This is a genomic window from Paenibacillus sp. FSL K6-2393, from assembly GCF_038002545.1.
Taxonomy (GTDB): Bacteria; Bacillota; Bacilli; order Paenibacillales; family Paenibacillaceae; genus Paenibacillus.
The window spans coordinates 5,127,847-5,151,329 of record NZ_JBBOCU010000001.1 but is presented as its reverse complement, the minus strand read 5'-3'; the positions used below and the strand labels follow the sequence as shown (position 1 = coordinate 5,151,329).

18 protein-coding genes are annotated in these 23,483 nt (G+C 47.4%); 15 read left to right on the top strand and 3 right to left on the bottom strand.

The genetic code is table 11. The annotated features are described in order from the left end of the window. Positions 1–33 precede the first annotated feature (33 nt). Positions 34–459, top strand: a complete 426-nt coding sequence (locus MHI14_RS22680; RefSeq protein WP_091033004.1) for a GNAT family N-acetyltransferase — start codon at positions 34–36, stop codon at positions 457–459. Between the two features lie 40 nt (positions 460–499). Next, a complete protein-coding gene (locus MHI14_RS22675; RefSeq protein ID WP_091033000.1) occupies positions 500–937 on the top strand; it encodes a GNAT family N-acetyltransferase in 438 nt (145 codons plus the stop codon). A gap of 55 nt (positions 938–992) precedes the next feature. Here MHI14_RS22675 and MHI14_RS22670 read toward each other — a convergent pair whose 3' ends face one another. Then, positions 993–2,435 (bottom strand): erythromycin esterase family protein, encoded by a 1,443-nt coding sequence (locus MHI14_RS22670; RefSeq protein ID WP_091032998.1) that lies wholly within the window; start codon positions 2,433–2,435, stop codon positions 993–995. A gap of 298 nt (positions 2,436–2,733) precedes the next feature. Here MHI14_RS22670 and MHI14_RS22665 point away from each other — a divergent pair, with 298 nt between their 5' ends. Then, positions 2,734–3,954 carry an RtcB family protein gene (locus tag MHI14_RS22665; protein WP_091032995.1) on the top strand — a complete coding sequence of 407 codons (1,221 nt, stop codon included), beginning with the start codon at positions 2,734–2,736 and terminating at the stop codon, positions 3,952–3,954. A 249-nt stretch (positions 3,955–4,203) separates the two neighbouring features. After that, positions 4,204–5,382, top strand: a complete 1,179-nt coding sequence (locus MHI14_RS22660; RefSeq protein WP_341131242.1) for a DUF4272 domain-containing protein — start codon at positions 4,204–4,206, stop codon at positions 5,380–5,382. Between the two features lie 149 nt (positions 5,383–5,531). On the opposite strand, the gene MHI14_RS22655 is transcribed toward MHI14_RS22660, so the two are convergent. Continuing rightward, positions 5,532–6,569: a LacI family DNA-binding transcriptional regulator gene (locus MHI14_RS22655; protein ID WP_091032990.1), complete on the bottom strand. Its 1,038-nt coding sequence runs from the start codon at positions 6,567–6,569 to the stop codon at positions 5,532–5,534. Positions 6,570–7,098: 529 nt separating this feature from the next. Between MHI14_RS22655 and MHI14_RS22650 the strand changes: the two genes are divergently transcribed. From MHI14_RS22650 to MHI14_RS22605, 10 genes are all read left to right on the top strand, one after another. Continuing rightward, positions 7,099–8,481, top strand: coding sequence for an ABC transporter substrate-binding protein (locus tag MHI14_RS22650; protein WP_445670351.1), 1,383 nt, complete (start codon positions 7,099–7,101; stop codon positions 8,479–8,481). 124 nt (positions 8,482–8,605) lie between these two features. Beyond that, positions 8,606–11,533, top strand: a complete 2,928-nt coding sequence (locus MHI14_RS22645; protein WP_341131241.1) for an extracellular solute-binding protein — start codon at positions 8,606–8,608, stop codon at positions 11,531–11,533. A 75-nt stretch (positions 11,534–11,608) separates the two neighbouring features. Then, positions 11,609–12,520: a carbohydrate ABC transporter permease gene (locus tag MHI14_RS22640; RefSeq protein WP_341131742.1), complete on the top strand. Its 912-nt coding sequence runs from the start codon at positions 11,609–11,611 to the stop codon at positions 12,518–12,520. 2 nt (positions 12,521–12,522) lie between these two features. Next, entirely contained in the window at positions 12,523–13,386 is an 864-nt protein-coding gene (locus MHI14_RS22635; protein ID WP_017689719.1) for a carbohydrate ABC transporter permease, read from the top strand. Positions 13,387–13,397: 11 nt separating this feature from the next. Further along, positions 13,398–14,864: an NHL repeat-containing protein gene (locus MHI14_RS22630; protein ID WP_341131240.1), complete on the top strand. Its 1,467-nt coding sequence runs from the start codon at positions 13,398–13,400 to the stop codon at positions 14,862–14,864. Beyond that, entirely contained in the window at positions 14,845–15,465 is a 621-nt protein-coding gene (locus MHI14_RS22625) for a YIP1 family protein (RefSeq protein ID WP_341131239.1), read from the top strand. Before MHI14_RS22630 ends, MHI14_RS22625 begins: the two co-directional genes overlap by 20 nt. A 14-nt stretch (positions 15,466–15,479) precedes the next feature. Then, positions 15,480–18,065 carry a DUF5696 domain-containing protein gene (locus MHI14_RS22620; RefSeq protein WP_341131238.1) on the top strand — a complete coding sequence of 862 codons (2,586 nt, stop codon included), beginning with the start codon at positions 15,480–15,482 and terminating at the stop codon, positions 18,063–18,065. Beyond that, complete coding sequence (locus MHI14_RS22615) at positions 18,062–18,961, top strand: carbohydrate ABC transporter permease (protein WP_076327086.1); 900 nt, start codon at positions 18,062–18,064, stop codon at positions 18,959–18,961. Before MHI14_RS22620 ends, MHI14_RS22615 begins: the two co-directional genes overlap by 4 nt. 28 nt (positions 18,962–18,989) lie before the next feature. Beyond that, a complete protein-coding gene (locus tag MHI14_RS22610; RefSeq protein ID WP_341131237.1) occupies positions 18,990–20,000 on the top strand; it encodes a carbohydrate ABC transporter permease in 1,011 nt (336 codons plus the stop codon). A 28-nt stretch (positions 20,001–20,028) separates the two neighbouring features. Continuing rightward, complete coding sequence (locus MHI14_RS22605) at positions 20,029–20,991, top strand: glycosyl hydrolase (RefSeq protein ID WP_339309000.1); 963 nt, start codon at positions 20,029–20,031, stop codon at positions 20,989–20,991. Positions 20,992–21,138: 147 nt separating this feature from the next. Here the strand turns inward: MHI14_RS22605 and MHI14_RS22600 are convergent, their stop codons facing one another. After that, positions 21,139–21,405, bottom strand: a complete 267-nt coding sequence (locus tag MHI14_RS22600) for a SunI/YnzG family protein (RefSeq protein ID WP_341131236.1) — start codon at positions 21,403–21,405, stop codon at positions 21,139–21,141. Between the two features lie 464 nt (positions 21,406–21,869). On the opposite strand from MHI14_RS22600, the gene MHI14_RS22595 reads away from it, so the two are divergent. Further along, positions 21,870–23,447, top strand: a complete 1,578-nt coding sequence (locus MHI14_RS22595) for an extracellular solute-binding protein (protein WP_341131235.1) — start codon at positions 21,870–21,872, stop codon at positions 23,445–23,447. The last annotated feature ends 36 nt before the right edge of the window (positions 23,448–23,483 follow it).

The window sequence follows — 23,483 nt, the reverse complement described above, 5'->3', positions numbered from 1 at the left end:
AGGCTGTGAGTAATGACGACAGGGGGGAAGAGGATGTCTCAAATAAATATTAATCCAAGTACTTCAGAGGATTCAGAGTATGTTCGCGAGCAACTTATCGCATTTAATGCTGCGCATGTGAGCGAGGAATTAAGGCATCGTTACGAAGAACTGAATTTTAATATCAAAAATGAGACGGGCGAGATTGTTGCAGGTGTGCTTAGTACACTTTGCTGGAACTGGCTGGAGGTTGATATTCTTTGGGTGGATTCTGAACAACGGCATCGGGGATATGGTTCACAGTTGTTGCTTGAAGTTGAGCGAATTGCGCGAGAGAAATCTTGTGATTTTGTTATGTTGAACACTTTCTCCTATCAAGCACCGGAATTTTACAAGAAACATGGCTACCAATTGATCACAACGATCGAGAATGCACCGACTGGACACAGTCATTATTATTTTAAAAAGGACCTCACTTAAGACAAAACATGCGAAATAGGACAAAATCAGGAGGGTTATAATGGTTACCATTAAAGGGATCGAACTTGAAGATTTACCGGCACTAAGCCAGCTATACAATGAGTTGATGGGAATGCCTACCAATGAACAGCAGATGAAAAAGATGTTTCATTACATACAGCAGAATGGCCATTATCATGTGCTTGGGGCATTCTACAATGGCAAACTGGTTGGGTCCGTTATGGGGATTGAGTGTATGGATCTGGTAGGGCCATGCAAACCGTTCATGGTTGTAGAGAATGTGATTGTATCGGATCAGGTACGCAGGCAGGGCATTGGGCAGAGGTTAATGCTCCAGATTGAGCGGATTGCGAAGGATCTGGGTTGTGGTTACATGATTCTGGTGTCTGGCGATCAGCGTAAGGAAGCACATATATTTTATGAGAAATTAGGTTTCAAGGATGAGAAGGTGCAGGGTTACCGAAAACACTTTAACTAAAGACGCATAAAAGAGAGAGGCAGTGGCTCTCTCTCTTTGTGATCTTACTTTACAATTACTCTTTCGAGTTAGACGAGTTGAATCTCATATATTGAGGTGGATGGACATTGTCGATCATGAGAATACCATCAAACTGCTCTTTTGGAACAAAGCTCTCTGGATATATGCCCCAGCTATAAGCAAATCGAGGTTCGAACATCCAGGCGTTCCCTGCCTCTCTTTTTTGATAACGAAGATCAAGGAAACTGTAGGGTGTATTTGTCGCAGACATGATAGCTTCAATTGAACCAGGCAACGCTGGTTCGACATTGTGAACTTCGCCTGCATTATCCGCTGTTTGTCCACTTGAAGCATATAACCCCAGAACATAGCTGATTTCTCTCAATTCCTCGGGGAAGATCTCTCCCATTAGTGGAACTGGATATGAAGAATCCATCACTTTGCTGTTTGCTTTACGTATATGATCGTTATGACCCCACACAATGAACTTTTCGTTCGGATATACTTCCGTAGCTAACCAGATCAGATTGTCATTCATGGCTTTATCCCGCCAAACAAGGGAGTCCAGAAATGCATCCATCTTCCCTTCCTCCAATTCAATCATGGAACGGATAGAAATTTCAATATACTCCTGAGCCAAACGAATTCGATCTTCGAGGCTTCGTTCCAGCAACTTGGATAGTTCCGGATGATTGGGATATTCTTGTTGCAGATAGGTTTGGTTCTCTTTGGATTGCAGTGATTTTAAAATATTTTTGTACGTTTGAATCATTTCCTGTTTCTTTGCACGGTAGGATTGAAGGTCAGCCCCGATATAAAACTCGGACAATTGTTTTTCTGTTTGTGCTAGTTGTTTGGCGAGTTTCTGATCTTTCAGCCAGTGACCATCAAGTAGGGGGGATTGCAGTTGCATGTCAAAACCCGTCAGAATTAATGGCTGTTCAGTTTGAGCACTCGTTTTGAGATAATCAAACAAGGGTAAAATTTCTTTGGACCACCAGACGCCGAAAATGGAGCTTTGCATTGTTTGCTCTGCGCTTTTTTGATTTATTATGGCGTTAGCTAGTGATGTATTAGAGAGACCGCTCTCAAAGGCGAGCACATTGTAGCCCATCTCTTTATGTAGAAACTGAATTAATCGGGTTTTAGCTAAGTTGAATTCTGCTACTCCGTGGGAACTTTCACCCAGAAATACGATTCGTTTATCCTGGAGCAGTGGTTTTAACATATCCAAGTCTGTAAAGCTATTACTCTCAATATCTTCATGAACAGGTGTAATACTCTTGATCCGGTAAGCATGTTCTCTGGCCCATTGTTTCCACAGTTTAATTTTTTCATCTGATGTTCTTGCTGTCTGTATTTCAGTCACATGACCCTGTATGGTCTCGATGGAAGATTGGGCATGGACTTGCCCTGTGGGGAACAACGTTGCAGTAGCCAAAATAACTGTGGTTAATGTAAGAGCGGCAACTCTTTTCCTTTTTCTGAAATGATACAAATAAATACCTCCTTTAATAGCGAATAAAATGAAAATGATTGAGATAAAGGCTATATATGGATTTAATTACACTATATTTAATATTAGTACTAATGTTGTATTTTTGCAAATGTTGGGACTTATCTAGTGAATTTAGGATGATAGGAGCAGGCCATATACATATATATATATATGGAATTGGCTCTCTGTAGCTGGCCTATACTCCCCATATACGGGTTTCGTGTCTCAGAGTCAGAGTTCTGATAGAATGGATTAAATTAAACGAGTTAAAAAAAGTACATAGGAGGTTAACACAATCATGCGTATCGTAGATAACATTAAAGTCTGGGGGGAGCCGCTGGAGAACGCCGTAAGTCAGGCAGTGACTTGCTCGCAATATGGAGATGTATTGGGTGTGGCTCTGATGGCCGACCATCACAAAGGTTACTCACAGCCTATCGGTGGTGTTGTTGCTTATCGGAATATGATCAGTCCATCAGGGGTCGGATATGATATTGCCTGCGGCAACAAGGCTGTGCGCACAAATCTGATGTGGGAAGATATGCGGGATCAGATTGTAACAATTATGGATGACATCAATTCGACCATTTCTTTCGGCGTGGGTCGTAACAATCCAACACCCGTGGATCATGAACTGTTCGACGACACGAGCTGGAAGCTGTTTGATACCATTGAACCGGGATTAAACCATAAGCTGAAGACACTTGCACGCAACCAACTTGGAACCGTAGGCAGTGGTAATCATTTCGTGGATATTTTTGTAGAAGAGGTAACGGGAAAGGTGTGGATCGCAAATCATTTTGGCAGCCGCGGGTTTGGTCACAAAGTGGCGAGTGGGTTCCTTAACCTTGCCGCAGGGCGTCAGTTCAGTGGCAAAGCGCCGGGCGAATCGATGGATCAACCGCCTACGTTGTTTGACCTGAACAGCGAAATGGGTGATATGTATTGGGATGGAATGACTTTGGCGGGCAGATACGCCTATGCAGGACGTGATTATGTCATTGAACAGGTACTCGGAATTCTCGGGGCAAGTGCTGAATATGCCGTTCATAATCATCACAACTTTGCCTGGAAAGAACAACACATGGGTGAAGAGGTAGTTGTGGTCCGCAAAGGTGCAACGCCACTGGCACCCGGGCAACTCGGTTTTGTTGGAGGCAGTATGGGCGATATCTCGGTAATTGTGGAGGGAATCCACAGCGAGGAGAATACCGAGTCATTCCGCAGCACCGTACATGGGGCAGGGCGCACGATGAGCCGAACCCAGGCGGCTGGCAAAATGAATTACAAGCTGCGCACACGTATGGGCGGCGAGATTAGCGAAGCACAGATGCATGAGGCGATTCGTGCCTATGGTGTCGAGCTGCGGGGAGCGGGCACAGACGAAAGTCCGTTTGTTTATAAGAAACTGCAAGACGTGCTGAACGCACATGCGAATACGTTGAAAATCAACCATGTGCTGCGCCCAGTAGGCGTGGCCATGGCCGGAGGTAATGAATTCGATCCGTATAAAGATTAGTCATATATGTTCAACTGAACATTTACACGATAACGGAGAGGGCAGAAATAACTTGAAGAAGCGGAGCGTTCGCCTAAAAGCTTTCTAAAAGAAAGCTACATCGGAAGCATACGCTATCACCGGATTTCCCCTTTCAAAAAAAGGAATAAAAAAATCTGGGGATAACAGCGATCGGAAAGTTATTCTGCCATCGGAGTGCCAGTGTAAATATTCATTAGTTGAACTATATATAGAGAGAGGGTGAACTTCATGAGAAATTGTGCGATATATAGCTCTCAGTTTGACCTGGATCAGCTGTTTGAAGTGATTCAATCCATTTATCCTGAGGGGACGATTAAACGCCGGGAAGACAAGACTCATATTCAAGTGACTCAGAAGAAATGGTTCAGTAAAAAAACCAAAGGCTTTAATATCATGACCAGCCAGACGCATCCTGAGGAATTTACGACAATGATTCAGGGGATGCTTGGATTTTTGAGTCAGATTGAGGGACGCAATGCTTCGCTCCAGGAAAAGGTACTGATCAAATGTTCCACATTGAACATGGTGGTTGGTATTGAGACGGAAGAGGACATATCGGAAGAATTCTTCGGCGAGTTATTGCGATTGGCTGATGCTCTGGATGCTGTTATCTTCTGGGGAGGTGGATCTCTGCTGAACGCACAAGGCCAGTTGTTGCTGGATGTGAATGGAGAATCTGAGGTAGAGGATTACACGGTGACAGCGCACACCAGTTTCCTTGACGGTGACAGCCCCCAGTCGGAGTCTGGCATTCAACGTAAAGCGCGTTCAGAGCAACGGTTGACTGAACAAGGCATTCCGTATAATGCGAACTTGCCCGCAAGGGCCGGAGACGAGCACATCACGATTCGGAGTAAAGAGGAAGTTGCGCGCCGTGCGGTTGCCCTATGTCTTGCCGCGCTTAAGGGTGAGTGTCTGGGAGCAGGCGAAAGTGCGGATGATACCGCAGCACTGGTTCAGGAAGTGATCGACAAGTATGAGGCTGAATCCTTTTTCTCACCCGTAGAGAAGAGGTTTATCGACCAGCACGGAGCAGAGCAGCAGGAGATCATCTCCTTCTCTTGGGGATATGAAGCGTACCACGTAATGTTGTGGGCGCTTGGTTATGTGAAGGAATTGGGTGCACCAGCGGAGTTATGTAACGTAGGGAAGGATGTCGGTTATTTGCAACAGAAGGATAGTTTTACCGACTTTCTCTCCGATGCATCTCTGCGTAACAAGAGCGAGATTCTGGATGAAGCAGATCTAATATACCGTTATAACTGGGTGTGTGTCGATAGTCGTGTGAATGATAAAACACCTCCCGCTGGACTGAATGGTGGAGTGGCTTATGAACGTCACCGTGCATTGAACTGGTTGATCTGTTATCTGGATCAGGAGTGGGATGATGTGCGTACAGACACGTAGAACTGGATGATGTTACGGCCTAATGTAATAATCAATAAACATGACACAACATACAACAATGCAAATACCCCTATAGCCGCACGAATACGGTTAAAGGGGTGTTTGGCGTGCTGTTCTGTGTGGACATAAGCTTTATTCCATATATGCTTTTATCCACTATGCCTGCCAAACTGTTCACGAATAATGACGTCAGCAAGAATTAATTTTTTCTCGACGTTGCTCTCTGGATTCGCAATGCGCCATAACATCTGATCCACTGCACGCGCACCGAGCAACTCCTTGTTCACGTTAACTGTGGCAAGTAATGGGATATTGTCGTATAGATTATCAAATCCCGTGACAACACACTGATCGGGTACACGAATACCCATACTCTCAAGGGCTTCTATGGTGTATAGCCCATAGAAATCATTCGCACATACAAACACTTCAGGCAGGTTAACCTCATTGATCACTGAAGTGAACGTCTGGCGGAACTCATCCAATGCCTGATTACTCAGCTCGGGAATCTGGTGTATCTCCATTCCATGGCCCATGAGCACAGAAGTATAAGCAATCCAGCGTTCATAGAAGCTATGAGCATCCCCAATATTGCCAACGAACTGGAATGTTTTGAAGCCCTTGCGGAGCAAATAGAGCATGATCTCGCGCATGGATGCAAAGTTATCGGTGAATATGCTGTCACTGTGAAAAACAGGGTCCAGATGATCCACCATCACAACCGGAATACTGAGACGTTTGATTTCAAGCAGAATCGGGGTCGAGATAGAGCCAACGGTAATGATTCCTCGAATGGCATCCGGGTTGAGCAGGGTAAATAGCTGGTCTGCTGAGGGTTCCGTTAAGGTCAGAATATTAATCCCTTTTTGGTTCAGCTTGGAAGAAATCCCGTTAAAGACGGGTCCCCAGTATACGGAATCTTGATTTTGGTACCGAACATTGGGAAACAAAATCAAGATGGTACCGCTTGAACGTGTGTTCTTCGGTTCTTGAAGTTCATGGTTGTTATACAGTTCACCAGACAACATGCTGTTATCTTTGAAATATCCAAGTTTGCCAGCGGCCTTGAGAATGACATCCCTCGTTTGATCGCTAACTCCTGATTTTCCAGACAAAGCTCTTGACACCGCGAATTTCGACAAACCCGTAAAATGTGCAATCTCCTGAATTGTTACCTTTGTCTTCATCATACCATCCTTACACTCGTAGTTCTGCCGTATTCCTTATTTGGAGCGATATCCAACTGATCCTAGTATAACATGATGTATTTCTCTTAATCTAATAACGGACAGAAGATTCAAAATGTTAGTGATGCACAGTATTTTAGGATGAACGTTCAACGTGACGGTAAGCATATTTTCAGATAGAATGACGAATTTTGTCTGCTGAATTATTATTTTGTTATTTTATAAAAATAACAAAATAAACAAAGTTGGAATCATGGTTTTAATAAGTGTGTACTTAGAGTTCAGGATGTTGAATAAGCTGTAATACGGGTATATTACAGTTTTATCAGCATTTTATCAGAATAATTAGAAAATGTTAACAACAAAAATGTTGACGCTTACATTTTGCTGTGTTAAATTTTGTTTGTCAAAAACAAACAAGAAAATAACAAATGGTGGTGGTTGTTCATTTTCGATTGGTTGATGAATGGGGTTAACGATTTAGGGTGAACCATGATTGGTATACACATTCGGGGAGGTTGTTAAAATCATGATGAGAAGATGGAATGTTCTACCTCTGATGTTATTGGCCGTGATTCTTTTTGTATCCGCTTGCAGTGGTGGGGGGACAGCGCAGACGGGGACCGAAGCAGAGGGAACAACGAACTCAGGTAACAGCACCGAGGTCGCTGAGACAGAGAAAGAGGGCGGAGCGGAAGAAGCTGTGGTTAATGTGCCTGATCTGGGTGGGCGTGTCATCAAGGTCGCGGCCTGGTGGGACTTGAAACCGGCGGGAGAGACGGCCTCCGATAAGGCCAGACTTGATAAAATTGCAGAGGTCGAGAAGAAATACAACGTAAAACTGGAGTTTGTTAACGTACCTTTTGAAGAATACATGAACAAATTCACAACGTCTGCACTGGCTGGCGAACCGTTCGCCGACATCGTTCAGATGGAGTACAAATCCGCACTACCTGCCATCCTCAAAGGGCAACTATTGCCCATCTCCGAATTCACTACACCTGAGAATAACATCAACCAAGAGGCTAATCTGATTGCAAAATATCCTGCCATTGCAGGCAACGAATACGCCTTCGAATCTCCAACCAGCATTGGTCTGGGACTTCACTATAACCGTGACTTGTTCAAAAAATTATCTTTGCCTGATCCGCAGGAACTGTATAACCAAGGCAAATGGGATTGGGACAAATTCATGGAACTTGCCAAACAGGCAACCAAAGATACCAATAACGACGGCAAAACTGACGTATACGGATTTTCTGGCTGGGCGCTTGATGTCGTTCGTCATTTTACCGCTGCCAATGGTGGAACGATCGTGGATGATACCAATAGCAAAGAAGGATTGTCCGATCCGAAAACGATTGAAGCTGCTGAATTCGTCAAACGCCTGTATAACGTGGAAAATGTCGTGAAGGTCAAAACCGGCGACAAAACCAACTGGGAGGAAAGCAATACATTCAAGGATGGAGACGTAGCTCTGTTCACTGCTGCTGAATGGCAGTTGGGCGATCTCACCTTTGCTGTTGGTGTTGTACCGATTCCGAACGGGCCACAGGGTAGCAAAGAGGTAACGTATGCAAACAACGCAGCATCGGCGAAGTTCATTCCGAAAGGTGTGGAAGATCCAAAGATCGTCTACCAAATCTATGAAGAGACCTTCGACATCCCGCAGATTGAAGAGTATCCAGGTCAAGATTATCTGGAGAGTCGTTATACCGACGAGAAGGATATCGCCATCATTCGCGAGCACATCGCCGGAACGGGCCGTATCTTGCTGGATGATGCTTACACGGGTTACCCATTTGGAGATTACGTGAACGATATCATCAAAAACAACGCTTCCGTAACAGCAACAGCCGAGAAATACAAAGCACAGGCACAAGCTGCGATTGATAAACTCGGCAAACAATAATCACACTTATCACCAGCAAACGATTCAGGCAGGGGCTCGTGTCGGCAAAGTTGGACGGAGCCCCTTTTCCTGAACCACCAAATCGGCATTGCTGGCATCAGCCTTGATGAGGAGGACTCGTAGGATGGCTGGAATTCTACAACGTAAGACTTGGATATTGTCCACAGTAATCATCGTGGCGGCAGCCTGTATCATTCTATATGTAACTTCCGGCGCTGATGGAAAGAGTGCAAACATTCCACCTGGCAGTCTGCCTGCCATTGAAGTGGATGCAGTCTTGCAGCAGACCCGGCAGAAACAGGGATACGAACAGTATCGATCCGGAACGGATCAGGCTACACAGCCGAATGTGGACATCACCATTGAAGCAGGAGATTACATAAAAGCCGAAGGTGAAGACGTCCACAAACTGACTAATTATGAGGGAATGGAAGGGGTATCTCTCCATACCGGAGAGACCGGACAAGTCAATTGGAACATTAACGTGCCGGAGACCGGGCTGTATAACCTGTCCGCCATCTATTATCCCGTTGAAGGCAAGAGTTCGGCCATTGAGCGTGCATTGTACATCGACGGTGAACTTCCTTTTGCGGAAGCCGCCTATTTGCAATTTGACCGGGTATGGGCGAATGAGAAAGATGTCGTGGAGCAGGACAATCAAGGTAACGACCTTCGCCCGAGACAAGTGGAGGAACCTCGCTGGATGGAAGAAACGTTTCAGGACTCAGACGGGTATGAACAGGCTCCATTCAAGTTTTATTTGGAAAAAGGGGAACACACGCTAACGCTAAAATCATCGCGTGAACCCATGGTGATTCGATCCATTCGTCTTTTCAATGAGAAGACAGCCGTTCCTTACGCAGAGACTGCGGGGGCACAACAGTCGGATACTTCCGGGCAGCCGAAGGATGTACTTATTCGCATTGAAGGAGAAGCCGCAATTGCCAAATCTTCACCTACGTTATACCCGACCAGCGAAAGGTCAAGTTCTGCTGTATCTCCTTATAGCGCTTCCCAGGTACGCATCAATACGATTGGTGGCTTTAACTGGCGTCTGCCAGGGCAGTGGATTGAATGGGAAGTGGATGTGCCGGAGAGCGGACTTTATCATATCGGTTTTACCGCACAGCAGAATTTTGTCAAAGGCATCTATTCTACACGCAAACTGACCATCGATGGTGAAGTTCCGTTTGCAGAGATGGCGAAAGCACCTTTCCATTACCAAAGCGACTATCGCATTGACGTCATGGGCGGCAAGGCAGCATACAAGTTTCACTTGGAAAAAGGAAAACATGTGCTACGGCTGGAGAACAGCCTCGGTGACTTTGCACCCCTTATCCGCAATGTGGAGGACAGTCTGTACAACTTGAACTCCATGTACCGACGAATTCTGATGATTACAGGTACGAAGCCTGATGAATTCCGGGATTACCGGGTGGAGAAACAGATTCCGAACCTGCTGGAAGTGTTCAGTGGGGAAAGTAAACGACTCAAAGACGTGGCCGCACAGCTTCGTCTCCTGTCAGGCCAGTCCAGCGATCAGGAAGCCTTGATTAAGACGATGGCGCTGCAACTGGACGAGATGATTGACAAGCCAGATACCATTCCAAGACGGCTTGCGGCATACAAAACCAACACAGGTGGTCTCGGCACATGGGTGCAGCAGGCACGAGAGCAGCCTCTGGAGATTGACGCACTGTACGTCACTTCGATCGACCGTGATATTCCCGGAACAGGCATGGGGCCACTCGCGAAGCTCGGTCATGAAGCGAAGATATTCTATCATTCGTTCTTCATTGATTATAACCAGATTGGCAATGTAGCCACATCAGAAGATCAGCGCACGGTAACGGTCTGGATTGGTAGCGGACGTGACCAGGCGAATACGATGAAAGCGATGATTGACAAGACCTTCACACCAGACAGTGGCATTAACGTGAATCTGAAGCTGGTGAATATGGGAACCTTGCTGCCAGCGACTTTGTCCGGTGAAGGTCCGGATGTAGCGATGCAGATCGGCAATGATCTGCCGGTGAACTTTGCGATGCGGAACTCGGCTGTAGATCTGACGCAATTCAGTGATTATAACGCCGTGGAACAGGAGTTCAGGGAAAGTGCAATCGTGCCGTATGCCTATGATTCAGGCGTATATGCCCTGCCGGAAACACAAACCTTTAACATGCTGTTTTATCGTAAAGACGTGCTCGAAGAACTCGGGCTTGAAGTGCCTCAGAACTGGGAAGATGTCGAGGCTCTACTCGCGATTCTGAGCAAAAATCATATGGAATTTGGTATGCCGATAGTAACCCAGGCGAATATGCAGGGGGTTAATATTCCGCCGAACTCGCAGTATGCCACGATGCTGCTTCAGAACGGAGGCGCCTTCTATCGTAATGATGACAAGGAGTCGGATCTGGATTCCCGGATCGGAATTGAGACGTTCAAGCAGTGGACGGAGTTTTATACCGATTACAAGCTGGAGCGGGAATATGATTTTGCCAACCGTTTCCGGACAGGACAGATGCCCATTGGGTTAACGGATTACACCATGTACAACCAGTTGTCCGTATTTGCACCGGAGATTCGGGGATTATGGGGATTCGTTCCTGTACCAGGAACCGTTCAGGCGGATGGAACCTTGAATCGGGATGTACCGGGTGGAGGCAGCGCAGTCATGATGCTGGAGGGTGCCAAGGAGCAGGACGCGGCGTGGGAGTTCATGAAGTGGTGGACCAGTACAACGACTCAGGCTGAATTCGGACGGGAGATGGAAGGACTGATGGGTGCCGCTGCCCGTTATCCAACGGCCAACATCAAGGCGCTGGATTCCCTGCCGTGGCCTGCGGAGGATTACGCCAATCTCAAGGCACAATTCGAAACGGTGAAGGGCATTCCTGAAGTACCCGGTGGTTATTTTACAGGCCGCCATCTGTTCAATGCATTTTACAAAACCGTTGTTGGCCAAGTGGAAGCCAGGGAATCCATTATGGATTATACCCAATATATTCAGGACGAGATTCGCGTCAAACGTAATGAATTTGGTCTTCCGTAAACAGAGGGAGGGTTAATCGTGCCACAAATATCACTCCGAGACGGACAAAACAGTCCTCCTGAGAAAGCGTCAAGGATGGGCATGAAATCGTGGTGGGGCTGGAAGCTCCAGGAAATGAAGGCCAGCAAACATTCCTATGTTCTGCTTGCACCTTATATGCTCCTGTTCCTCATGTTTACCGTGATTCCGGTTGTCATCTCGATTATACTCAGCTTCACCTACTTTAACATGCTGGAATTTCCACGTTTTATTGGCTGGCAGAACTACACTCGCCTGTTTCTGGAGGATGATGTATTCCTGATTGCGATCAAGAATACGCTGCTGTTTGCCATCATTACCGGACCGATCAGTTATATTGCCTGTTTTGTCTTCGCGTGGATCATTAATGAGTTAACACCGAAATGGAGAGCGTTCATGACACTGATCTTCTACGCGCCCTCCATTTCGGGCAATGTGTATTTTATCTGGCTGATGATCTTCTCGGGAGATCGTTATGGTATTGCCAATGGGCTATTGATCAAATGGGGGTTTCTGCTGGAGCCAATCCAGTGGCTGAAGACGGAAGCCTACATTATGCCTATCCTCATTCTCGTGCAGCTATGGCTGAGTCTCGGAACCGGATTTCTGGCGTTTATCGCCGGTTTGCAGACGGTGGACCGGACATTGTACGAAGCAGGAGCGGTGGATGGGATTAAGAATCGCTGGCAGGAGCTATGGTACATTACCTTGCCTTCGATGCGTCCTCAGCTCATGTTCGGCGCAGTCATTCAGCTCACAACCTCGTTTGCTGTGGCCGATGTGTCGATCGCACTGGCCGGGTTCCCAAGCGTGAACTATGCGGCAGAGACGGTGGTAACCCATTTGATCGACTTTGGTACTACGCGGTTTGAGATGGGATATGCATCAGCAATTGCCACCGTACTGTTCATGATTATGGTGGGCACCAACTTGCTGGTACAGAAACTGCTTCGAAGGGTGGGAGAATAGCTATGGCTGCAATTGCGACAGGCAAAAAGCGGGTGAATCGCTCGCTATCGGGAAGCCTCTCCCTGTTTGCCCTTCTGCTCGTATTTGGTGCCTTCATGGTGCTGCCGTTGATCTATGCGATCAACAATGCATTCAAACCATTGGATGAGATTTTTACCTTTCCACCAACTTTGTTTGTCAAAAATCCCACGTTCAGCAACTTTACAGATCTGCTGAATCTGCTGAGTGACTCGTGGGTGCCGTTCTCACGTTATATATTCAACACGGTATTTATAACAGGCATCGGTATCGTAGGCCATGTGCTGCTAGCTTCCGCAGCGGCGTACCCGCTTGCCAAGCATAAGTTTCCGGGCAAAGTATTCATGTTCCAGGTGGTCGTACTGTCACTGATGTTCACACCTGCGGTGACGGCCATTCCGAACTATATGATCATGTCATGGCTCGGATGGATAGACACCTACTGGGCCGTCATTATTCCGGCATTTGCCTATTCACTCGGGTTATATCTGATGAAACAGTTCATGGAGCAGATCCCGGATGCACTACTGGAAGCAGCCAAGATTGACGGCGCCAGTGAATACCGGATCTTTTGGTCCATTGTTATGCCTAATGTGAAGCCCGCGTGGCTCACATTAATCATCCTGCTGTTCCAGATGTTATGGGGCAGTGATGGCAATGGATACATCTACAGCGAGCAGCTCAAGACTCTGCATTATGCAGCAGGTCAGATTATTCAGGGCGGAATATCCCGGGCAGGAGCGGGTGCTGCGGTAGCACTGATTTTGATGAGTGTGCCGATCACGCTATTTATTTTCTCTCAGAGCCGAATCATTGAGACGATGGCGAGTTCGGGCATGAAGGATTAAGGGGGAACGATATGGCACGCACAGTGAAAAGATGGCTTGTTCTCCTGGCGGCAGTATCTCTGCTGCTGGTGAATGCCGTGCCTGCGGCGGCCTCCCCGGCGCCGTATGAGAGTTATAACTACAACTACTGGAAAGAGGCTGTACCTTCACCAGATGCCTATCTGCCCGAGCGTACTCTATCAGGCCGTGACCTCGGCATTAGTGAGTTCAAAGACCCCGGTGATGTGAACGTTTCACCCTCCGGTTTGATCTATATTTTGGATAGCGGCAACAATCGAATCATCGTATTGGAACCAGACTTTAAGCTGCTGCGCGTAATCGATGGATTCATGATGGATGGTAGCAAGGAGACCTTTAACCTTCCAGGTGGATTGTTTGTAGATGAAGAAGAACGCATATATGTCGCCGATACGGGAAACAGTCGTGTGGTTGTCCTTGATGGAGAGGGGATGCTGATACAAACCATCACGAAGCCTGAGTCGGATATCCTATCGACCCAATTCCAGTTCCAGCCTTTGAAACTGACGGTGGACCATGTAGGCCGAGTGTATGTTGTGGCGCAGGGGGTCTACGAAGGGATTATGCAGTTTGACGAGAGTGGGAAATTTATCGGATACGTCGGTACCAACAAAGTGGAGCGGGACTACGGCGAATATATCTGGCGCATGTTGTCCACCAAAGCCCAGCGCGCACAGATGGTCCTATTTGTCCCAACGGAGTTCTCCAATACGGATATTGACCACAAAGGATTCGTGTATGCGACGAATATTGATCCCGGCTCGAATGAACCGATCAAGCGGCTTAACCCGTCCGGCGAAGATGTACTGAAGCGGTTTGGTTATTATGACGTCAAAGGCGATATCCGGTTCCGCAACAATCCGGGTCCCTCCAAACTGATTGATGTGAAAGTGCTGGGTAACGGCATGTACAGTGTATTGGATGCGACACAAAACCGGGTGTTCACGTACGACGATGAAGGTCATCTGCTCTACATATATGGTGGCAAAGGAAATCAGGTGGGCACGCTCAAAACACCTGTCGCGATTGAACAATCGGGTGAGCACCACTTGGTTCTGGATCGGGGCAAGAACAACCTTGTTGTCTATGAGCCAACCCGTTTTGGTGCCCGTGTGAATGAAGCGGTGGCACTCCACTATCGGGGCGAGGACACGGAGGCCGTAAATATATGGAGAGAAGTGCTGAAGCTGAATGCCAACTATGACATCGCTTATATCGGTATCGGCAAGTCCTTATTAATGGAGAAGAAAAACGAGGAAGCGCTAGGTTACTTCGAACTTGGAATGGATCGCAAGAGTTATTCTGTCGCGTTTAAGCGGCATCGGCGGGAGATGATGAAGGAACATTTCGGTACATTCCTGACCGCTGTAATAGCGCTGATTGTCATTCTGATCCTGACCCGGGTGGCGGTTAAATGGAGACGGAGGAGGCAGGTTGATCGTGAAGCAGGATTTCATTAAGTTTCCACTGCATCTCATTTTTCACCCCATTGATGCATTCTGGGACCTCAAATCGGATAACCGGGGACGGCTGCTTGTTGCTTTTGCAGCATTGGCGCTTACCATTGTTATGATGATTCTGCAAAAGCAGTACGCAGGATTTCTCGTTAATTACATCGATCCTCGTACGATTAACAGCATCATCGAGATCGCCACGGTTGCAGTGCCATTCTTTCTATGGTGCATGGCCAACTGGGCTGTAACGACCTTAATGGAAGGAGAAGGCAAGTTCAGGGAAATCGTTCTGGCGACAGGTTACTCGCTCATTCCGGTTATTCTGATCTATGCCCCAATGATCGTGATCAGCCGGTTCATGGTGCAGGAGGAGACTGCTTTTTATTATCTGTTTAATAGCGTCGCTTTTTTCTGGTTTGTACTGCTTCTGTTCATTGGCATGATGACGGTGCACCAGTACACGGTGATTAGAACGATCATTACGATGGTGCTGACACTCATTGTGATGGGCATTATTGTATTCCTTGGCGCACTGGTCTTCAGCATGCTGCAACAGCTGTACGAATTCGGTTATAACATTTACCGCGAGTTGATTTTTCGGACCTAAAGGAGGCGGCATCCGTGAACAAAAGGCAACGATTATATACGGTGCTGGCTGGTGGTGCAGCTGTAATCATGATTGCAGCCGGGCTGCTGTATATAAACAACAGGGGGATTCCTGCCGTAGAAGCCGCAGCTTATCTGGATACGACAACCACAGCCATGCCCGTCACGGAGGACCCGTTGCAGTTCCTTAGCGACTCTTCGCAGGGTGTACCTGGTATGCAGCTGGTCGCAGAGGATCAGGGATTGGCCCTGTACTATAACGAGGAGACAACGGAAATTGCAGTACGTGACGCGAAAAGTGGAGAGGTTTGGTACAGCAATCCGAAAGAACGGGCTGAGGATGGTCTTGCTTCTGCATATGAAAAAGAAGTGCTGTCCTCCCAGTTGAACGTGTCTTTCCGAGATTCAATGGGCACACTGGAGAACTTTCCAAATTTCAGTTCGAGTATAAGCAACAAACAATTCACAGTGGGTCAGATCGATCAAGGGATTCGGGTTAACTATACACTTGGTGATACATCACTTGGTATTGATGCCCTTCCGAAACTGATTAGCAAGCAGCGACTGGAGGAGAAGGTTCTTTCCAAGCTGGACGCTACTGTCGCAAGATACACGTCTGCCCGTTATTATCCAACCAAGAATAATCCAGATATTTTGGAACGGCTCGATGGACAGATCTCGAAGCAGCTTGTGTTGAACAAGATGCTGGGTGCTTTTGAGACGGCGGGGTATACGGCGGACGATCTCGCTTTTGACAATCAGGAGAACGGGGTTGAAGGCGGGGGCGTATCCGATAAGCCCAGCTTTGTCATTTCAGTGGAATACCGACTGGAGCAGGGAGCACTTGTTGTGACCGTGCCTCTGAGCCAGATAGAGGAAAGTGGGCAATACCGCATTCGGAATATTGATTTGCTCGCTTATTTTGGTGCTGCGGATACGAAAGGAGAGGGCTACATGCTCGTTCCTGATGGTTCCGGCAGCCTGATCCACCTGAACAATGGGAAAACCCAGGAAGAACAGTATGTACAGCGCGTATACGGCGCAGACCCAAATGATAATTCGCTCAGTCGTCCTCAGGTTAGTGAATCCGCGTATATGCCTGTGTTTGGTCTGAAAAACGGGGAGAATGCCTGGTTTGCAGTCATTGAAAAAGGAGACGGCATCGCCAGTATCTCCGCAGATATTGGAGGCAGGCAGAACAGTTACAACCACGTGCATGCGACCTTCTCCCTGCGGGGTGAGGATGAGCTGGAGATGTACACCTCGCAGAAAATGCAGGAGATTCAGCTGCTTAGCGATGAGCCTTTCCGTGGAGATATTCAGGTCCGCTATCATTTCCTTCATGGAGAAGATGCCAGTTACTCGGGGATGGCCCGCCTATATCAGCAACAGTTGATAGAGCAGGATGTATTGAAGCCGCTCGGAGAACAGATGGAGTTGCCGTTCTATGTGGATGTACTTGGTGCAGTGGACAAAAAGGCTTCGTTCCTAAGCGTGCCTTATCGGACCACTTTAGCCATGACGACGTACGAACAGGCCACCGAAATGGCGGCGAAGTTACAGCAAGAAGGTGTGAACCGCGTACAAATGCGTTATCAGGGATGGTTCGGCGGTGGCATCAGCCATCATACGCCAACCCAGGTGAAGTTGGACAGTGAAGTAGGCAGTCGTTCCGAACTTCAGGCGTTGTCCGCCAAGCTGGAGCAGTCGGGGGGAGCTTTGTTCCCGGATGTGGCTTTCCAGCACATTTATCACGATGATATGCGTTTTGCTCCTTCCTCGGATGCGGCGCGGTTTGTAACGAAGGAGACAGCAGAACTGTATCCATACAATCCTGCGCTTAATCGCATGGATCAGAGTAGGGACAGCTATTATTTGCTCTCAGCGGCCAAGCTTCCTTATGTAGTGAGTGAGTTTGCTGACAAATTCAATCAACTGGACCTCGGCGGATTATCCCTTCGTGATCTCGGGCAGGCCCTGACTTCAGATTACCGGGATAGTCGGGTGATTCATCGGGAGACGGCGAAGCACATTGTGAAGGAGCAGCTGGGAAAATTGGCACAGTCTTATCCGAACCTGATGATATCTGCCGCAAATAGCTACGCTTGGGGTAGTGCACAACATGTTGTGAATGTTCCCGCAGGGTCGAGTCGGTTCAATATTACCGATGAAGAAGTTCCGTTTTATGCGATGGTCATTCATGGATACATGAACTATGCGGCATCTCCGATGAACACATCGGGGGATCAGGATCTCCGCAAACAATTGCTGCGTAGCCTGGAGCTGGGGGCAGCTCCGTATTTTCAATGGACATATGAACCATCTTCCCGGCTGAAACTTACGAATTATGATTCGGCCTACGCAACGGAGTACAGCTATTGGGTGGATGAAGCCGTTGCCTTGTATAAGCAGGCCAATGAAGTGCTGGGAAATCTGGCGAACGAGCAGATTCTCAAGCATGAACGCATTCAGGATGGCGTTGTCCGGATCATCTATACTGGCGGTACATCTATCCTTGTGAATTACAATGCGGATGCAGTTACCGTGGATGGAACAACAGTTGGCGGGACGGATTATGTGGTGGAAGGAGTGAGCCGATGAGAACCATTCGATTATCGCTGAAGTCACGGAGAGCTTTGCTTGGACTTGCATTTATATCGCCGTGGTTGGTCGGCTTCATCTTCCTCTTTGCCACACCGCTCCTGCAATCAATTCGATTCAGTCTGAGTAATCTGTCTGTTGCTCCGGGCGGATACGTCCTGGAATACGTTGGTTTTAAAAATTTCAAGGATGCACTTCTGGTTGACGCTACATTCAACCGGATTCTGGTCGACTCCGTTGGAGCGATGCTGCTGAATGTGCCGATGATTTTGTTCTTCAGTCTGTTTACGGCGACATTGCTCAACCAGAAGTTCAGAGGCAGAACGATGGCACGTGCAATCTTCTTTTTACCGGTTATTCTGGCTTCCAGTGCAGTTGCAGCAGCTGAGTCTGCGGGATTAATCAATCTGATGGGAGATGCAAGTGCGGTCGATGCGTCTGCTGATGGCGGGGCTTCGTTCAATGTGGTGTCCATTGTACGGATGCTGGCGGATGTGGGATTGCCGATGGCCTATGTGGATTACATTGTAGAAGCCATCATGCGGATCTATGAGATCATTAGCAGCTCTGGCGTTCAGATTCTGATCTTCCTCGCCGCTCTGCAATCGGTGCCGGGATCGATGTATGAGGTTGCGAAGATCGAAGGGGCAACAGCCTATGAATCATTCTGGAAAATTACATTTCCCATGGTTAGTCCGTTGATTCTGACAAATGTCATCTATACGATCATTGATTCATTTGCCGGGAGTCCGGTCACACAGGCTATCTACCAAACTGCATTCAAAACCCAGAACTTTGGTTTAAGCTCGGCGATGTCCTGGCTGTACACACTTGTGATTGGTCTTGTACTGATCGTAGTGGGCTGGGTATTGTCACGGAGAGTTCACTACAACTGACGGTTAACATTAAGGGAGGCTTCAGATTATGGCTGCATCAGGGACAGATCGCATGGTGGTAGTTCCGAAGCAGAATTATCACATGCATCGGGTGCGAAACAAAACATCGGACCTTCTCTATTCCATATTCAGATATGCTTTGGTCATCGGCATTTCATTTATTATTTTGTACCCTTTATTTCTCAAAGTGTCAGTTGCGTTCAAGGATAAGCAGGATATCTATAATCCAACGATCTATATGATTCCTCAGCACGTTACATTGGATAATATCCGGCTTGCGGCGCAAGTGATGGATTATCTGCCTTTGCTCGCGAACACGTTATTGTTCGTTACGATTACAACGCTTCTGACAGCCATGTCCTGTGCGCTTGCCGGCTACGGCTTCGCCCGGTTTTCATTTCCGGGTAGCAATGTGCTCTTTGTGCTGGTGATTCTCACGATTCTGGTACCGACAAGCACACTTATGGTGCCGATGTATCTGCATTTCCGCAGCTTTGACTTTATGGGCATCATCCAGTTGTTCACGGGAAAGAATGGCATCAATCTGCTGAATACGTATTGGCCTTCTATGATTACGGCCGCTACAGCGGGAGGGCTGAAGGCGGGATTGTTCATCTATATTTTCCGTCAGTTCTTCAAGGGAATGCCGAAGGAAATCGAGGAGGCTGCTCTGATTGACGGCGCAGGCGGATTCAAAACGTTTGCCCGAATCATGTTGCCCAATGCAATCTCACCGTTGATTACGGTTATTCTGTTTTCATTTGTCTGGCAGTACAATGATACATTCTATTCGGCATTATTCATGAGTGAAAGTCCACTGATCTCGCTGAAGGTGGCTTCCTTGCCTGCTCAGGCGAACCAATTAATTCCGCAACTGATGGGCTTTGGCTCGAACTCGGGTATCAAGGCTGATCCGAATTACGTGGCCATGATCGTGGACACAGGCATTTTACTGGCGATTGCACCGCTGATTATTTTGTACTTATTCGTGCAGCGTTATTTTGTGGAGAGTATTGAACGTTCTGGTGTAGTGGGTTAACATGGTAAATCCAATTGGAGGTGTAGAGATGACAGTGCGTGAGATCAGCAGTGTTCCGGTGAATGAAGCAGCGACACCTGAAGCGAGAGAACTAATGACGTTTCTGGTTGAGCGTTATGGAAAAGGGATGTTGTCAGGTCAGCAGGACTACAGCAATCTGAACTGGATTAATGAAAATACAGGCCAGAAGCCAGCTGTGATTGGCTTTGATCTCATGGAATATTCGCCATCAAGAACAGAGCGTGGTGCGGTCTCCCAGGAGATTCGGGATGCGATAGACTGGCACAAACAAGGCGGGATCGTGACGCTATGCTGGCACTGGAACGCACCAACGGATCTGATCGATGAACCAGGTAAAGAGTGGTGGCGGGGGTTCTATACGGATGCGACAACCTATGATATTGCCTCCGCGCTAGCTGATACTGAATCGGAAGCATATCGGTTATTGATTCGGGATATCGATGCGATTGCAGCCCACTTGCAAGAGTTGAAGGATGCGGGTGTACCTGTATTATTCCGACCACTTCATGAAGCGGAGGGTGGCTGGTTCTGGTGGGGAGCGAAAGGTCCTGAACCTGCCAAACAGTTATATCGTTTGTTGTATGATCGATTGGTTCAAGAACATCAGCTGCACAATCTTATCTGGGTCTGGAACTCGGAAAAACCGGAATGGTATCCCGGTGATGATGTCGTGGATATTGTCAGTGTGGATGTATACCCTGAAGCAGGAGATCACAGCCCGTTGGCTGCGCGTTACACCAACCTGAGTGAGCTTGTGAAGGATAGCAAAATCATTGCACTCGCCGAGAACGGCTCCATCCCGGACCCTAAGTTGATGAAGGAGCAGGATGTACACTGGAGTTGGTTCTGTACCTGGACAGGTGGATTCCTGAGAGACGGGACACATAATGATGTGGCATTTTTGAAGGAAGTGTACCATAGCGCAGAGGTTATTACGCTCGATCAGTTACCGAAGTGGAGTTGGCTATAAGCATCTCGCTTCCAACTTGAATTGGAATCAATGAAGCGTTAGTATTCGCTGTAAGAATTCATGCGAATATTAACGCTTCATTTGTTGGTAGCGCACATATGTCAATGGAACGCCTCATCCCTGAAACATGAGAAGTTGAACAACAATCTAGTTTGACGGGTGCAACATAGCTTGGATATTGGTATGTAAAGTCACGCTGGAAGTGAATAAAATATACGATTGATTAACCGTGCGGATCAGAATCCTTTCGCTTGTGCCATTGACTGGACCGATCCGAATGGCGGATGGTTCGCTGCCACCGTACGTATCATCCAGGGTGACCGATGTGATATGTGCGATAGGAATTTCAATTTTGGAAAACTGCCAACGGATGACCAGTTGATCTCCTATTTTTTTCACGTTAACACCAAACATAATACAACCTCCCTTTAAGCCCGCTGAAGATAAATACTTTTTATTAGTCTACCACTTATTGGGTAATATTTCCTTAATAATAGTAAATTCCCCCGAGCAATTGAAGTGCTCAAGTGTAACTTTATCTACGGGTAATATTTCGCTACAGATATTTCCATAAATGTTGGCATGATGTACACTATGACTAACGAATCTGGATACCGAACGATATATTGAAGTACAAGTGTGGGACGAGCGCATTATCAGACCTTATCGTTGAAGCGAAGGCGTTTAGGGCGCATTTTCTAACGTTTCTAACAGGTGCAAAAAAGTGCAATTGCAGGAAATACGGGTGTTCGTTATAGTGAGTGAAAGCTTTGACCGGTCAAGAAGAATCTTCTTCAAAGTCCTGTCAAAGCCCCTTTTTTAATCGTTAATCCGATTAAGACTATAGGTTTAAGAGACTAAGGAGGATGGGAAAGCCTATGCAAAAAGTGGGGAGACGCAACACCCGTAATCTAGCCTGGATCATATCGGTTGTCATGGTCATGTCCGTGGTGCTTAGTGCATGCGGAAATAAAGAAGAAGGACAGGTAAGTGGCAACAGCGGCAATGCCGACGATCCGTTGGAAGTCAGCATTATGACCATCACGCCGAGTGCCGTCCCTGCTGCTGATGATAATGTAATCAAACGCGCCATTGAAGAAGCGACTAACTCCAAAATGAATATCCAATGGGTCTCCAACAATATCTACGGTGACAAGCTCAATCTGACCCTGGCTTCCGGGGATATACCTGATCTCATCATGATTAATGATCCATTTGGAAGTACCTTCACCAAGATGGTCAAACAAGGTGCTTTCTGGGATATCACCCCTTATATCAAGGACTATTCGAACCTCAGCGGAGGCATTCCCGATATTGCTTGGGATACAACCAAGGCAGCAGATGGCAACAATTATGGGATCCCGCGGCCTCGCCCGGTCACTGGAGATTCTTTTTTTATCATCCGCAAGGATTGGCTTGACCGATTGAATTTGCAGGTGCCAGAGACCACGGATGAGTTGTTCAACGTGATGGAGGCTTTTGTGGAGCAGGACCCCGATGGTAACGGAACCAAAGATACTACCGCACTTGCCGCTTATATCAGTCCTGATGATCTCGGTTGGGGAGGTAATCTAGGCCCCGTTCTGGGTGCCATTGAGAGTTCTTTTATCGGCACCAATAGCAGTTGGAAATGGGATGAGTCTCAGGGGAAGCTGGTCTACAGGGAGCTGTTGCCTGAGGTGAAAGAATCCCTTCAATATCTAACCAAAGCCTATAGCAGCGGCATGATGCCGGAAGATCTGCTTTCGCTCAAGCTGACGCAGGCCAGAGAACTGTTCAAGCGCAATCAGGCGGGTATTATCGTAGACAAGACAGGCACGATGCGCAAAATCTATGCCGATGACCTGAAGAAGGTCGATCCTTCTTTTAAATATACAGATTTCTATCCTTTGACCAATCTGAATGGATATAATCCGAAGGGTTCGGGATACAACGGTATTCTGGCGATCCCTGCCAGTGTGCCGGAAGAGAAGATGAAACGAATTCTCCAACTCGTCGATACCTGGATGAATCCGGAAGTATTTGAAATCCAGCAGTTCGGAATTGAAGGTACGCATTATGAAGTGGTCGATGGCAAAAAGGTAGCAAGTAGTGAAAAGTTGACGGCGGATAACGCGTCGGATTTCAATCATATCGTTAACGTCATCGACCTGCCTTGGGATACCACGGGTGAAACAGACGAAGAGACACAGGCCAATGAACTGTTCAAAAAAGTGGAGGCAGAGCGAGACAAAACGAGCGTGGCGGATCTGGCCGCCGGCCTTCAATCGGAGACCGGGCAGAAAGTGCTGCCTGAACTTAACAAGAAGATCCAGGATCTGAAAGCAAAGATTATTCTGGGCCGGGAGCCAATTGAAGCTTGGGATGCCTTTGTGGAAACCTTGCGGAATGATCCGAATTTCCAGGCCATGAGTGATGAGATGACCGAAGCCTACAAGAAAAGAAATGGACAGTGATCTGAGGGAAGGAGCTGCACACCATGAGCACCCATG